This is a genomic window from Oryzomonas sagensis, from assembly GCF_008802355.1.
Taxonomy (GTDB): domain Bacteria; phylum Desulfobacterota; class Desulfuromonadia; order Geobacterales; family Pseudopelobacteraceae; genus Oryzomonas; species Oryzomonas sagensis.
In genome coordinates this window covers 268,097-281,679 of sequence record NZ_VZRA01000001.1, presented here as the reverse complement: position 1 = coordinate 281,679, position 13,583 = coordinate 268,097, and the positions used below count along the sequence as shown (strand labels likewise).

At 61.9% G+C, this 13,583-nt stretch carries 13 protein-coding genes; 10 read left to right on the top strand and 3 right to left on the bottom strand.

Annotated elements, in window-relative coordinates:
• The first annotated feature begins 54 nt into the window (after positions 1 to 54).
• Together F6V30_RS01290 and F6V30_RS01285 are read left to right on the top strand one after the other, a co-directional pair.
• On the top strand, positions 55 to 354 hold the full coding sequence (locus F6V30_RS01290) for a c(7)-type cytochrome triheme domain-containing protein (protein WP_151154720.1): 300 nt from the start codon (positions 55 to 57) through the stop codon (positions 352 to 354).
• 47 nt (positions 355 to 401) lie between these two features.
• Positions 402 to 1,160, top strand: coding sequence for a substrate-binding domain-containing protein (locus F6V30_RS01285; protein ID WP_191965541.1), 759 nt, complete (start codon positions 402 to 404; stop codon positions 1,158 to 1,160).
• A gap of 127 nt (positions 1,161 to 1,287) precedes the next feature.
• Here F6V30_RS01285 and F6V30_RS01280 read toward each other — a convergent pair whose 3' ends face one another.
• Entirely contained in the window at positions 1,288 to 2,088 is an 801-nt protein-coding gene (locus F6V30_RS01280) for a DJ-1/PfpI family protein (RefSeq protein ID WP_191965540.1), read from the bottom strand.
• A gap of 18 nt (positions 2,089 to 2,106) precedes the next feature.
• Positions 2,107 to 3,117 (bottom strand): GlxA family transcriptional regulator, encoded by a 1,011-nt coding sequence (locus tag F6V30_RS01275; RefSeq protein WP_246163120.1) that lies wholly within the window; start codon positions 3,115 to 3,117, stop codon positions 2,107 to 2,109.
• 292 nt (positions 3,118 to 3,409) lie between these two features.
• On the opposite strand from F6V30_RS01275, the gene gluQRS reads away from it, so the two are divergent.
• Positions 3,410 to 4,351, top strand: coding sequence for a tRNA glutamyl-Q(34) synthetase GluQRS (gene gluQRS / locus F6V30_RS01270; protein WP_151154717.1), 942 nt, complete (start codon positions 3,410 to 3,412; stop codon positions 4,349 to 4,351).
• Between the two features lie 175 nt (positions 4,352 to 4,526).
• Here gluQRS and mnmH read toward each other — a convergent pair whose 3' ends face one another.
• Complete coding sequence (gene mnmH, locus F6V30_RS01265) at positions 4,527 to 5,558, bottom strand: tRNA 2-selenouridine(34) synthase MnmH (RefSeq protein ID WP_151154716.1); 1,032 nt, start codon at positions 5,556 to 5,558, stop codon at positions 4,527 to 4,529.
• 203 nt (positions 5,559 to 5,761) lie between these two features.
• On the opposite strand from mnmH, the gene F6V30_RS01260 reads away from it, so the two are divergent.
• The 7 genes from F6V30_RS01260 to F6V30_RS01230 all read left to right on the top strand — a co-directional run bounded on the left by F6V30_RS01260 (position 5,762) and on the right by F6V30_RS01230 (position 13,549).
• The gene (locus F6V30_RS01260) at positions 5,762 to 7,042 is read left to right on the top strand and encodes a class II fructose-bisphosphate aldolase (RefSeq protein ID WP_151154715.1); all 1,281 of its coding nucleotides are present in this window, start codon (positions 5,762 to 5,764) and stop codon (positions 7,040 to 7,042) included.
• A gap of 92 nt (positions 7,043 to 7,134) precedes the next feature.
• Positions 7,135 to 7,512: a PilZ domain-containing protein gene (locus F6V30_RS01255; protein ID WP_151154714.1), complete on the top strand. Its 378-nt coding sequence runs from the start codon at positions 7,135 to 7,137 to the stop codon at positions 7,510 to 7,512.
• A 12-nt stretch (positions 7,513 to 7,524) separates the two neighbouring features.
• A complete protein-coding gene (locus F6V30_RS01250) occupies positions 7,525 to 9,513 on the top strand; it encodes a methyl-accepting chemotaxis protein (RefSeq protein WP_246163119.1) in 1,989 nt (662 codons plus the stop codon).
• A 294-nt stretch (positions 9,514 to 9,807) separates the two neighbouring features.
• Complete coding sequence (gene panB / locus F6V30_RS01245; RefSeq protein WP_151154713.1) at positions 9,808 to 10,608, top strand: 3-methyl-2-oxobutanoate hydroxymethyltransferase; 801 nt, start codon at positions 9,808 to 9,810, stop codon at positions 10,606 to 10,608.
• Between the two features lie 51 nt (positions 10,609 to 10,659).
• Positions 10,660 to 11,511 carry a pantoate--beta-alanine ligase gene (gene panC, locus F6V30_RS01240; protein WP_151154712.1) on the top strand — a complete coding sequence of 284 codons (852 nt, stop codon included), beginning with the start codon at positions 10,660 to 10,662 and terminating at the stop codon, positions 11,509 to 11,511.
• A gap of 2 nt (positions 11,512 to 11,513) precedes the next feature.
• Positions 11,514 to 11,909 carry an aspartate 1-decarboxylase gene (panD, locus tag F6V30_RS01235; protein ID WP_149307116.1) on the top strand — a complete coding sequence of 132 codons (396 nt, stop codon included), beginning with the start codon at positions 11,514 to 11,516 and terminating at the stop codon, positions 11,907 to 11,909.
• Positions 11,910 to 12,289: 380 nt separating this feature from the next.
• Entirely contained in the window at positions 12,290 to 13,549 is a 1,260-nt protein-coding gene (locus F6V30_RS01230; RefSeq protein WP_151154711.1) for an amidohydrolase family protein, read from the top strand.
• The last annotated feature ends 34 nt before the right edge of the window (positions 13,550 to 13,583 follow it).

Here is a 13,583-nt window from a genome sequence, read left to right as displayed (position 1 = left end):
TCGGGAGGCACCCTGTGGCTGCCCCCCGCCAGGCCCGTTGTCCGGAGATACCACATGCGAAACGTGTTAGTAGGTGTAATCGCCCTGACCCTCTGCACCCTGGGCAGCGTCGTGTTCGCCACCAGCGACAAGGCGCTGTTGTACGGAGGAGCGGGACAGGGCAGGGTTATATTTGACGGAAGGCTCCATGCCTCCAGGGGGCTGGTGTGCAAGGACTGCCACAGCGCCATCTTCGATACGAAAAAGAAGGCCCTGATGACCATGGATGACCATTTCAAGGCCGTGGCATGCTTCACCTGCCACGACGGCACGAAGGTGTTCAACGATTGCGAGAAGTGCCACCGGAAACTTTGATGCCGGGTCAGTTGCAACGCTATCCAACTCAGAGAGGAGAACTACCCATGAAACGTATGTTCGGGTTGCAGGGCAGCATCCTGGCCGCGGCCATGACCTTCTGCCTGGCACAGGGGGCTTTGGCCCAGGAGGTCAGGCTGAATGGGGCGGCCAGCGTCGTCACCGACCTGGTCGCGCCGCACCGGGCCGCCGTGGAAAAGGCCACCGGCTACAAGCTGGTCGTGGACAAGAGCAATGCCGGCAAGGGGTTGATCGACCTCATCGACGGGAAATGCGACGCCGCCATGGCGTCGGCATCCCTGGACGCCACCGTGAAGGCGGCCAAATCGGCCGGTCTCACCAAGGCGGTGCCGGACCTGAAGATGCATGTCATCGCAAAATCCGAGGTGGTTTTTGTCGTGCACCCCTCCAACCCGGTGAAGAGCCTCACCTGGGAGCAGATCAAGGACATCCACACCGGCAAGATCGTCAACTGGAAGGCGGTGGGGGGCAGGGACCTGCCGATTACCGTTTATACCGATGCCAAGGCCAGCGCCACCCGTGGGCTGATCAAGCAGGTCGTCATGGCTAACGGGGAATATGCGGCCAGCGCCAAGGCGGTAGGTTTCGTGAAAGAGGTAAACGACAGGGTGGCTGTGGATGCCGGCGGCATTGGCGGCCTCGGTCTGGGGTTCGTCGATCCGGCCCAGGTGACCATCGTCGCCACCAAGAAGATCGAACGGCCGCTGGGCTTCATCACCATCGGCGCGCCGTCCGCTCCGATGCAGAAGGTTATGGACGCCTTCAAGACGGCAAGCGGCAACTAGGGTACAACATTCATCGGCAGCACCAGGCGAGGCCGTTCCTTCCGGGAACGGCCTCGTTGTTTCTGGGCCACTGGTCTGCCGCCGCCGTATGGGTGGACAGCCCCCGTAGCCGTATCGTGGCAGGCGGCTACTCCACCAGGCCGGCCTTTGCCGCAAAAGGGTCCCACGACGGGTCGCGGTGGGCATCGTACTCGGTGACGCGTTCAAGCCAAGCGCCAATATCCTTGCCGTACAGACGCGAGATGACCGCCAGGCTCATATCCATCCCTGCCGAGACGCCGGAAGAAGTGACCACCGTGCCGTCGTCCACCCAGCGTGCTTTTTTGACCCATTTCACCTTGGGTCCCGGCGCGGTCGAAGGGTGAAAGGCCATCTTGTTGGTCGTTGCCGGCCGGTCATCAAGAATGCCGGCAGCAGCCAGCAGAGAGGCGCCGTTGCAGACCGACATGACGATTCCGGCCTTCCCCGCCTGCGCCCGTAGCCAATTCATCGTTGCCGGGTCCTTCAGCAGGGGGAATACCCCCAAGCCACCCGGCACCACCAGAAAATCCAGCGACGGGGCATTGTCGTAGCTGAAATCGGCCATGGTTTTCGGCCCTTGGTTCGAGGGAATTTCGCCCCGTTTGGCGGCGATGGTGACCAACCGCACACCGACCCTTTTCTCCTCGCCGCCCCATATCTTGGCCGGCGCGTGCTTCAGGGTGCCCCACATCTCCATGGGGCCATAGGCATCCAGCATCTCGAAGCCGGGGAAAATGAGCACCCCGACGGTTATCTGCCGGGTGGCGGGTGCAGGTTGCCGTTCATACAGCGTCTCCTGCGCTGTCGGCGGTTTGTCCGTCCGGGCCGCGGCGGGCAAAGCCGTGGCAATGAACGCCGACATGATCAACAAGCGTATAGCGATACCCCGAAGGCGTATCTGTTTCATGGTATCCTCCATTGCTGATTATTCGGTTCCTGATCGGAACCGTTCCCGGTACTGACCGGGGGTGATCCTGAAGAAGCGCACAAAAGCCACCCTGAAGTGTTCACCAGACTGGAAACCGCACTCCCGGGCGATGGTTCCCAGTGTCTGGCTCGTTTCTTCAAGGCGCTTGACCGCTGCTTCAAGGCGAACTCGTTCGATAAAATGGGCCGGCGTGGTGCCGGTCTCCCGCTTGAAGATGCGGGCGAAATTGCGCAGGCTCATGGATGCGTGGTCGGCCAGCGCTTCATTGCCCAGGTTGTGTCGATAGTTGTCGCGTATCCACTCAATGGTCGGAGCGAGGGAGCCTCCCTCGTGAAGCTGAGCCAAAAGGCCGGTGCTGAATTGGGACTGTCCTCCCGGCCGCTTGAAATACAGCACCATCAGCCGGGCGACATCCAGCGCCAGCGCGCGGCCGAAATCCTCCTCCAGCAGCGCCAGCGCCAGATCGATTCCCGCCGTTACCCCGGCCGAGGTGTAGACGGAACCGTCCTTGATATGGATGGCATCCTCATGGACATCGATGTGCGGATAGAGGCGGCGCAGCAGTGCGGCCCTGGACCAATGGGTCGTTGCGCGCCGTCCTTCAAGCAGTCCCGCCTGTGCGAGGATGAAGGTGCCGGTGCATATCGACCCGACCCGCCGCGCCAGGGGCGCCGTCCGGCGCAGGCAGTTCACCAGCTCTTCCGGCGCCTGTTCTGCTGCGGGGCCGCCGGCCACCAGCAGCGTATCCGTTCCTGAACAGGCAGACCAGGCCGTGTCGGCCACCAGCCTGATGCCGGACGACGTCGCCACCACGGCGTCTTTTGCCCCGGCCGCAATTTCGACCCGATAGAGTGGTCCCTTGCCGCCATTTTCCCGATGTACGGCGTTGGCAAGGGCAAAAACATCCAGGGGGCCGGTTATGTCCAGGATCTCGGCACCGTCGTAAGCGGCCATCGTCACGAGCAGCGGCGTGTCCATGTCGGTGGATGTGCGGGGCTGATGTTTCATGGCCACACCTTAGCGCAGGAACCTGCCTGGCACAATGACAATAAACACGTAATTTCGGCCAAATGGGGGGCGCTTCTTGAGCCCCCAGTGACCGAAACGCCATAAGGCCGCTTTTCGGCGGTACATTCTTTATTGGGGCGGGATCTGCGTCGATCGGGAAGACAAAGGTCATGGCGAGCCAGCGAATCTCGCCATGGGAGGGGAAATATGATACAAGGGAACTGTCTGACCGGCAGGATGGATGGAACAGACGCTGCCCTGCCCGGCACAACCTCAAAAACGGAATACCCCCATGCCTGATGAAACCCCCAAACCGCCCGTGGGCCGGTTCGCCCCGTCACCCACCGGCGCTCTGCATACCGGTTCCCTGGCCACGGCCGTGGCCAGTTGGCTCATGGCCCGGAGTGCGGGAGGACGCTGGCTGCTGCGCATCGACGACCTGGACGCCCCGCGCCAGGTGCCGGGCATGGCCGACGACATCATGCGGGCTCTGGAACTCTTCGGCCTGTGGTGGGATGGCGAGGTCACCCGCCAGAGTTGCAACCGGGAGGCATACCAGCACTGTTTCAACGAACTGCTCGCCACCGGCCTGGTCTACCCCTGCGGCTGTTCTCGCCGGGAGATCGCCCAAGCCGCCTCGGCGCCCCATCCCGACGACGATTGTCTCCCGTACCCCGGCACTTGCCGGGACGGGATGCGGGAGGGGGCGGCGGTGCGTTCCTGGCGTCTGCGGGTGCCGCCGGAGCAGGTCTGTTTCCACGATCTGCACAAGGGAATGATCTGTCAGCATCTGGGGGAGCGGTGCGGGGATTTTGCCGTACGGCGCGGGGATGGGGAGATCGCCTACCAGTTGGCGGTGGTGGTGGACGACCATCTTACGGGGGTGACCCAAGTGGTGCGGGGTGAGGATCTGCTTCCCTCGACACCGCGGCAGGTCTACATCCAGGGGCTGCTCGGTTTTGCGCGGCCCGCCTACTGCCACATCCCCCTGGTGACCGGACCGGAGGGGGCAAAGCTCAGCAAGCGGGATAATCTGGTTTCCCATCATCTGGGGAGTTGGCGCGGCAAGGAGTGGGGGGTGCTGCTGGCTGTGCTGCGTTTTCTGGGGCAGGACCCGCCCCATGACCTGGTCGGCGCACCCTGTGACGAGATTCTCCGCTGGGCCGCCGGTTGTTTCGACATTACCCGCCTGCCGGACGCCGGAAGGGAGTTGGTTGTTTCACCGGGACGTTGAACCCGGAGATAGCTACGGAGCCGCAGAGACGCGGAGGTTATTGAAAAACTCAGATTGCTCAAAAATAGTCAGATCGTCGCACCCGCGAGGCAAGCCCCGCGGAGGCGTAGCAGCGCTACGCCGCACAAGAGGGCTTTCGAGGACGAAGGCCTGATGGCTGTTTTTCAACAACCTGCTACGGGCGGCCCTGCCGCTCGCTCCAGAACTCGGCCAAGCGTTGTCCGGCCCGGCCGAAATCCTCCAGGTCGATCTCTACGTCCGGGGTCCAGGGGCGATTTTTGTAGTAGAGCCGGTCGTAGTAGTGTTCTATCAGCCCACGGGCGACCCCTTCCACGTCCCAACACTCCAGGAGCGTTTTGATCTCGGTGTAGCGCACGCCCCCCAGTTTCTTTTTGATCCGCTCCAAGGCCACAGCCATGGCTTCCCGGTACTCCTCACACGCATACTCCGCGGACAACCGGTGTACCCTGGTTTCCAGGGAGGCGTGGCACCAGACCTTGCACCCGTCGCCCATGGCCTCATAGACCCTTCCGGGGAGCGATATCTTGCCGATGCGCTGGCTTTCACCCTCCACAATAACCGGGCGGCCGTCGGGGGCTGTGCGGAAAGCGTCCCACAGGAGGGTGTCGAAGCGCTTCTGGCTGATCGCCTGGACGAGCCCGACCTCGCCGAAGGCGGAGCCGCGATGGCAGGCCAACCCTTCGAGATCGATCAGGGTCCACGCTTCCCGGTCCAGGCCGTTGATGAACGTGGTTTTGCCGGTGCCGGTCATGCCGTGGATGACGACCAACGGTCCCGGAGGGGTGAAATCCTCAAAGTAGGAAACGACCTGATTACGGAAAGCCCGGTACCCCCCCTTGAGCTGTACCACCGGGTAGCCGCTCATCTCCAGCAGTATGGCCATGGAAAGGCTGCGCAGGCCGCCGCGCCAGCAGTAGACCAGGACCTGCCTGCCTGCCGCGTAGTCAACCACCTCATGCACCATGGCGGCAAAGCGGCCGCAGGTCAGCTCCAGGCCGCGCATGCGTGCCTTTCGGGGGCCTGCCTGCTTGTGGAGCGTACCGATCTCCACACGCTCCTCATTGGTCAGGATCGGGACGTTGACGGCGCCGGGTAGATGGTCCTCGGCGAATTCCAAGGGGGTGCGGACGTCGATGATGCAGTGCGTGTCCAACAACGAAGGGGTGAACGATATGACATGGGGCATGGTTTTACTCCGAATGGCCGATTATAGGTGATGTATCCCGGTCTGGCAACAGGGAAGTGCACTGTTTACTCCTTGATTCCGGGGCGGTTACATGATATTTATAAAGCGCTGTATACTGGCTGAAAAACACCGTTATTTCAAATTAATACAGCACTGGCATGCAATGACAGAAGTACTGACACTATCGATAGAAGGAGGGTGGTATGGCTTACGCGGCAGATTTCGAAAAAGCACTTCAGGTGGGGCGTCCCCCCACTATCTGTGGTCTCTTTCCCAACTCCAAGGCACTGATCGTCAGCGGCAAGGTCATTGACCGGGCCATGCTCGCCAAGGGCAAGGCGGTGGCGCTGGCCGCCAACGGCCGCAACTACTTCGTCATCCGCGGAGCACTTGCCGCCGCCCAGCGCGCCAATGCACCGCTTATCATCGAGATCGCCAAGTCCGAGGGTGGGCAGAAAGCCTACTGCGCCGTCAACTACTGGAACATAGCCCGTATCGTCGATGCCCTCTGCAACGAACTGGGGATCACCGTGCCAGTCGCCATCCACGCCGACCACTACGGGATCAAGAACGACAAGGACCTGACGGCAGCCAAGGTGGAGGTCCCGACCATGTTCGAGGCGGGGATCACCTCCATCGCCATCGACGCCTCCCATCTCCCCGACGATCAGAATCTGCTGGCCAACCTGGAGATCAACCCGTTTATCCCCGCATGGGCCGGGCTTGAGACCGAGGTGGGCGAGATCAAAGGGAAAGAGGGGCTTTCCACCGTCCCCGAGGCCAAGTTCCTGATCCAGGGGCTGAACGCCCATGAGATCTTCCCCGACTGGATCGCCCTGAACAACGGGACCACCCACGGCCTGGAAGCGAGCGACGCCGGCATCCAGGTCGCTCTTACCGCCGACATCCACCACGCCCTGGCCCCCTACAAGTTGAGCGGCGCCCAGCACGGCACCTCGGGCAACAGTTCCGAGCGCCTGCGGGAGATCGCCCAGAAGACCGCCACCACCAAGGCCAATGTGGCCACCGCCCTGCAGATGATCTCCTGGGGGTTGGAGGTGAACGACTACGGCAACGCCCAACTGGACGGAAACGGCAACTTCATCAAGGTGCCGGGCGAGGGGGTGACCGAGGAGTTGTGGGCCGAGATGGTTGCCTATGCCGACTCCAAAGGGTGGAAGAAGGGGGACTACAAGAACCTGAACCTCCCCTTTGAGAACAAACTCCTGGCACAGCCGAAGGCGATCAGGGAACGCATGGCCAAACGGGTCGAGGAGTTCGCCTACAAGATGATGACCGAGGTGCTCAACAGTCGGGATACGGCGCCGCTGGCCCTGGAGGCGATCCTCAAGGCCGGCTCCCACGACCTCGGCCCCAAGGGGAGCCAGGTGGAGGACCCCGCCCACTGGACCAGGGAGCAGATCGTGGAGCGGGCGAAATCCATTGCCGGCGACAAGGGGCCGGAAGGCAACTTCGAGGACTGACCGAAGGAGCCGTTCGGCACAACGACATGCCGGGTGCGGTCGGTAGCTGTGGATGCGCCGGCCGCGTCGGCACGAATTCAGGAGACACTCCCATGAGTAGTACGAGAAAGTTTTCCCGCGTCCCTTTTCGGGTCAATGCCACCGTCAAGACGGCGGACCGCCAGTTTTACGGCAATGTGGAGAACCTCAGCATGAGCGGCATGCTGCTCATCACCGAGGAGCGTTTGCCGGAAGGGGAACCGGTGGAAATCACCATCGTCCTGACGGGGACGTCCCCCGAACTGTTTGTCGGCTTCAGCGGCAAGGTAAGCCGGGAGGCCGAGAACGGTATCGCGTTCACCTTCGAGAAGATAGATCTGGATTCCTATACCCACCTCAAGAATATCATTGCCTATAACAGCGACGATGCCGAGAAGGCAATGGAGGAGATTTACCACTCCATCGACGAAAAGTTTGCCGCGGAAAAGTGAGAGACAACCATCGTGCGTAAAGAACTCATCGCGAAAAAACGCTCCAAGGCATTGGCGCTGTCCGGTTTCCTGCTCGGCAGCAGTGCCCCTATCGGCTGGATCATCATCCGCATGCTCTTGTTTTACGATAGCGGGAAGCCGCTGTTGGGGCAGATTTCCGCCGATATCTTCGCTTCGCCCGAACACCTCGCCATGTACAACTACATGGGGCTCGGGACCGCCATCGTCCTGGCCGGCCTGGGCTACCTGATCGGCCAGAACGACGACGAACTGCGCGAGCGGGCCACGGAACTGGATGCCCTCCACAGGGAGGTCGCCTCCCAGAAGGAGATATTCGAGAACCGTTACAAGGTCTTGGACAACAACATCAAAAACTTCCACCAGATCAGCAGCAAGCTGCAGATGTCCCTCGACCTGGATGAAATCCTGCGGCTGTGCGCCGCGGGGCTTCACGAGGTGCTGGGCTATGAACGGGTCAACATCCTCATGGTCCAGAATGGCACGGAGCTCCGTTTCGTCACGACCGCCGGCACGGATGGTTTCGACGCCGCCGGCGTGACGCTGCCCCTCGACGGGAGGATCGGCGTGATCCACAAGTGTCTGGCCGAGAGAAAGGTCTTCCTGGTGGACGACATCTCCCGCTATCCCGAAGAGTACCACCTGCAAGCCCCTTACAACAGCCTGGAGCCGCTCCGCTCCCGGAGCTTCATCCTCTGTCCCATCGCGGTCAAGGGCGAGGCCGTCGGCGTCTTCGGCATCGACAACAAATCCAGCCGCCGCTCCTTGAACGATTCCGACGTGGATACGATCATGCTCTTCGCCGATCAGGTGGCGTCGGCCATCACCCGTATCAATCTCCTGGCCTCCATCGACACCCTGACGTCGGAGATGGACAACTCCTTTGCCTTCCTGCTGAGCAGCCGGGAGCAGCATTTCAAGAACGTCAAGAACCTGGAGGAAAGCGTCGAGTCGGTTGCCGACGGATCGGCCGTCATCGCCTCGGCCGCCGAGGGGGTCATGGCCTCGGTGGATGAAACCAGCACCGCCGTCAGTGAAATCTCCGTAACCATCGAACAGGTTACCCGCAACCTGGATCACCTGACCGGCATCGTGCTGCAATCCGCATCGGCCATGGAACAGATCAGCAACACCATCAGCAGCGTGGAGCAAAGCGCCGCCATCTCCCACGAGGTCTCCAGCCAGGTAAAGTCCAATGCGGACGAGAGCCGCGCCGTGGTTGCCGAGACGATCAATTCCCTGGCCGAGATTCAGACCTCGGTCGTACTCTCCTACGAGGCCATCACCCGGCTGTCCGAGAACAGCAACCGGATCGAGAATATCGTCAATGTGATTAACGATATCACCAAGCGCACCAACCTGCTGGCCCTGAACGCCTCGATCATTGCCGCCCAGGCGGGCGAATACGGCAAAAGTTTCGGCGTGGTGGCCGAGGAGATCCGCACCCTTTCGCTCCAGACCGGTCATTCCACCAGCGAGATCACTTCCATCATCGAACAGATCATGACCGAGTCCAAGACCGCCGCCAGCAATATCACCGCCACCAAGGGCCTGGTGCAGCGCGGCGTCGAGTTGGGCAATTCCACGGGGGAAACCCTCAAGGCCATTTTCGACCGCTCGGTCTGCTCCATGGACATGACCCAGCAGATCAAGCAGGCTACGGAAGAGCAGGCCATGAGCGTTCACCTGGTGGCAAAGTCCATGGAAGACATCAGTGCCATGACCACCCAGATCTTTGCCGCTTCCACCGACCAGTCCAAGGCCACCAGGAGTATCGCCCGCTCCATCGAAACCATCAAGGAGATGGCCCACGAGATGGTGGATTCCACCTCCCATCAGGTGGAAGACGGCCTCCGTATCAGCCGGATCGTCGAGTCGGTCGGCGGCATGGTGAAGGAGATGTTCGACAACATGGAAACCCGTCGCGACCAGAGCGCGGAGGTGATCAAGGAGTTGGAGTCCCTGAGGAGCCAGAACGCCTGAAAGCCTGGTGAGATGCGGTCTCCCTTGGGGATTTCCAGCGGCACCAGACAAACAGGGTATTTTTTTGTAGCCCTTTTATAGGCCTTTTGGTATAAATAGATGTTCGGTTCTTATGACGGCTACCCAAGCAGGGGGTCGATCAGCCACGGGACCGGAGAGCAGGATCATATACCGCCAGGATTCGGCAACGAACCGGGACGGAAGGGAATACCCGACAGTGCGGGCATGACTTTGCACTGAACGATATCGCGCCTTTCCGGCGCGTTTTTTGTTTCTTGGGGACGGAGGGACGATATGCAGAAGAAAACGACCATACCGGACATCTTCCAGATGAAACGGGAAGGGCGGCGCATCACCATGCTGACCGCCTACGATTTCCCCTTTGCCCGCCTCGTGGACCAGGGGGGGGTGGATATGATTCTGGTGGGGGATTCGGCCGGCGTCGTGGTAGCCGGTCACGAAACGACCCTGCCGGTTACCATGGATGAGATGCTGTACCATACGAAGTCGGTTCGGCGCGCCGACCCCAAGGCCCTGGTGGTGGCCGACATGCCGTTCATGTCGTACCAGACCGGCATCGAGGATGCCTGCCGCAACTGCGGCCGGATGATCAAGGAGGGGGGCGCCGAGGCGGTGAAGATCGAGGGGGGCGTGAATATGGCCTCCGTCATCCGCGCAGTATCCGCCATCGACATCCCGGTCATGGCCCACATCGGCCTGACCCCCCAGTCGATCCACCGCATGGGGGGCTACAAGGTGCAGGGGCGCAAGGACCAGGCCGAGCGGATCATGGAGGATGCCCGGGCGGTTCAGGAGGCCGGTGCCTTCTCGGTGGTCCTGGAAGGGATACCGGCACAGTTGGCGGCCCGCATCACGGCCGAACTCTCCATCCCGACCATCGGCATCGGCGCGGGGCCGGATTGCGACGGCCAGGTGCTGGTGATCCACGACATCCTGGGGCTGTGCGAAAAGTATTCCCCCAAATTCGTCAAGCACTACGCCGAACTGACGCCGATCATCACCGAGGCGGTCAAAACCTACGTGGATGAGGTCCGGGCCGGGGAGTTCCCGACAGCCGAGCATTCGTTCAATTGAAATCTATCCCTTTAAAATGGGGAAAGTAAAATCGAGGAAATCAGGAAATCCATGAAGATCATCTCCGCCATAGAGGAAATGCAGCAAACCGCCCTGGGTCTCAAGCGCCAGGGCAAGACCATCGCCTTCGTTCCCACCATGGGCTACCTGCACGAGGGGCATGCCTCGCTGCTCAGGGAGGGGCGTACACGGGGCGATATCCTGGTGCTCTCCATCTTCGTCAACCCGATCCAGTTCGGCCAAAACGAGGACCTGGACAGCTATCCCCGGGACCGGGAGCGGGACTTTCGTACCGCGGAGGCGTGCGGCGTGGACATCGTCTTTACCCCTATGAGCGCCGGCATGTACCCGTCCGGGTTTCAGACCGGCGTGGCGGTGCGGGAACTTTCCCAACCCCTGTGCGGCGCCAGCCGTCCGGGACACTTCGACGGCGTGGCCACGGTGGTGACCAAGTTGTTCAACATCGTCCAGCCGGACGTGGCCCTGTTCGGGCGCAAGGATTACCAGCAATTGGCCGTCATCCGGCGTATGGCGGCCGACCTGAACCTGCCGGTGCAGGTGGTCGGCATGCCGATCGTCAGGGAGGCGGACGGCCTGGCCCTGAGCTCGCGGAACAGCTACCTGTCGCCGGCGGAGCGGCAGGCTGCCCTCTGTCTCTCCCGCGCTCTGGCGCGGACAAGGGATCGGTACGCCGCCGGGGAACGCTCCGCAGCAGCCCTGAAAAACGAGGCCCTGGCCGTTATCGCCCAGGAGCCCCTGGCCGCAATAGACTATCTGGAAGTGCGCGACGGCGCCACGCTGGAACCGTTGCAGACCGTGGACAGCGGTACGCTCGTGGCGCTGGCGGTCAAAGTTGGACAGACGCGACTGATCGATAACACCATAGTGGGAGAGGAGCTGTAACCATGCAGAGAATCATGTTGAAGAGCAAGATCCACCGTGCCACCGTGACCGGAGCCGACCTCCATTACGAGGGGAGCGTCACCATCGACCGCGACCTGATGGATGCGGCCGACATCGTTTCCTACGAAAAGGTGGCGGTGTGGGACGTGACCAACGGCAGCCGCCTGGAAACCTATGCCATCGAAGGCGAGCGCGGCTCCGGCGTCATCTGCCTCAACGGCGCCGCCGCCCGCCTGGTGGCCCCCAAGGATCTGGTCATCATCGCCAGCTTCGTCAACATGGACAACGAGGCGGCCATCACCCACGAGCCGAAACTGGTCTTCGTGGACGAGCAGAACCGCATGCTGCCGACCCGTAAGGAAGATGCGGGGCAGTCCAAACTGAAGTGCGTGCACTAAAAGGTTGTTGAAAAACAGCCATCTCGCCGCCATCCTCGAAAGCCCTTTGTGCGGCGTAGCGCTGCGGTCCCTCACCCAATCCCTCTCCCGGAGGGAGAGGGCAAGGCATGCTCTCCCCCTCTGGGGGAGAGATAGAGAGAGGGCTGCCTCCGCAGGGCTTGTCTAGCGGGTGCGACGATCTGACTATTTTTGAACAACCTGAGTTTTTTGACAACCTCCGAAAGTTAAAGACTGGTGGGTAGGATGAGAGGGATTCAGGCAGGGGGCAAAGGCTTTCTGCCTGTTTCTTTTTGTACGGGTTGTGGGTATAATTAACCACCGCCGTCCCGTTTCATGACGGATTCCCGCCTTCAGGGCGGACACCGCGCTGGGGGTTGAACATGTCTGAATCTACCATCTACGCCGCCTCATGGCTGATCAACCCCGACGCCCCCCCCGTTGCCGGCGGCGCGCTCCTGGTGCGCCATGGTACGGTGGCCGCCGTGGGTACGCTCGCCGAGCTGCGGAGCGCCCATGCCGCCCCGGTGGTGGAATTTCCCGGCAGCGCCATCATCCCCGGTTTCGTCAATGCCCACACCCACCTGGAGTTGACCCATTTCGCCTCCTGGCGCCTGCGTACCCATGTGGAGTACAATCCGCGCCGCTTCGTGGACTGGATCATCCAGTTGATCAAGATCAGGCGCGGCCTCAAGGACGAGGATATCCTCGCCTCCCTGCGGGAGGGGGTCCGCATGTGCCTGGAGTCCGGCACCACAGCCGTGGGGGAGATCGTCACCAACCCCGCCCTGGCGCCGCGCTACCAAACATCTCCCCTTGGGGGGCGTCTCTTCTTCGAACTGCTCGGCCACGACCCTGACCGGTTCCGCGGCATGCTGGACAAGGCGCTTGCCGCCTGTGGAGAGGACACCGACCGGCTAGCCAGCGGCCTGTCGCCCCACAGCCCCTACACCCTGGGCGAGGGAAGCCTGGCGCAGATCCGCGAGGCGGCATCTTCCCGATCCCTCCCCCTGGCGATCCACATCTCCGAATCCCGGGAGGAGGCCGATTTCATCTTCGACACCGCCGGTCCCCTGGCGGAGCAGTTCTATCCCTTCGTGGGGTGGGAGGGACTGCTGATGCCGCCCCGCCATTGCAGCTCCACCGAACTCCTGGGCCGCTTCGGCCTGCTGACCCCCACCACCCTGGCCATCCACTGCGTCCACGTCACCCCATCGGATGGGGAAACCCTTAAAGAGCGCGGCTGCTCAGTCGTGCTCTGCCCACGCAGCAACGAACGTCTCGATGTGGGAAAGGCCCCGCTGCATCTGTTCAAGAAGCTCGGCATTCCGCTGGCCCTGGGCACCGATTCCCTGGCCAGCAACGACTCCCTCTCCCTGTGGGAGGAGATGCGCTTCGCCCTTGATCTGTTCCGTCACGACCTGTCCCCGGCCGAAGCCTTCCGCATGGTTACGGTCGGGGGGGCTACTGCCCTCGGTATGGCCTCATCCTGCGGTTCGCTGGAACCGGGAAAGCGCGCTGATTTTCAGGTGGCGGGGAACGGTGGGGCAGAGGCGGAGAAGGTGCTGGAACGGCTTGTGGGCGAGGGTGCGGTTCAGGAGGTCTATGCGGGCGGGGAACGGTATGCGGGCTCTGCCGGCTGAGAGGGCCTCTTGTCCGCCGTCTTTGAGGCAATAC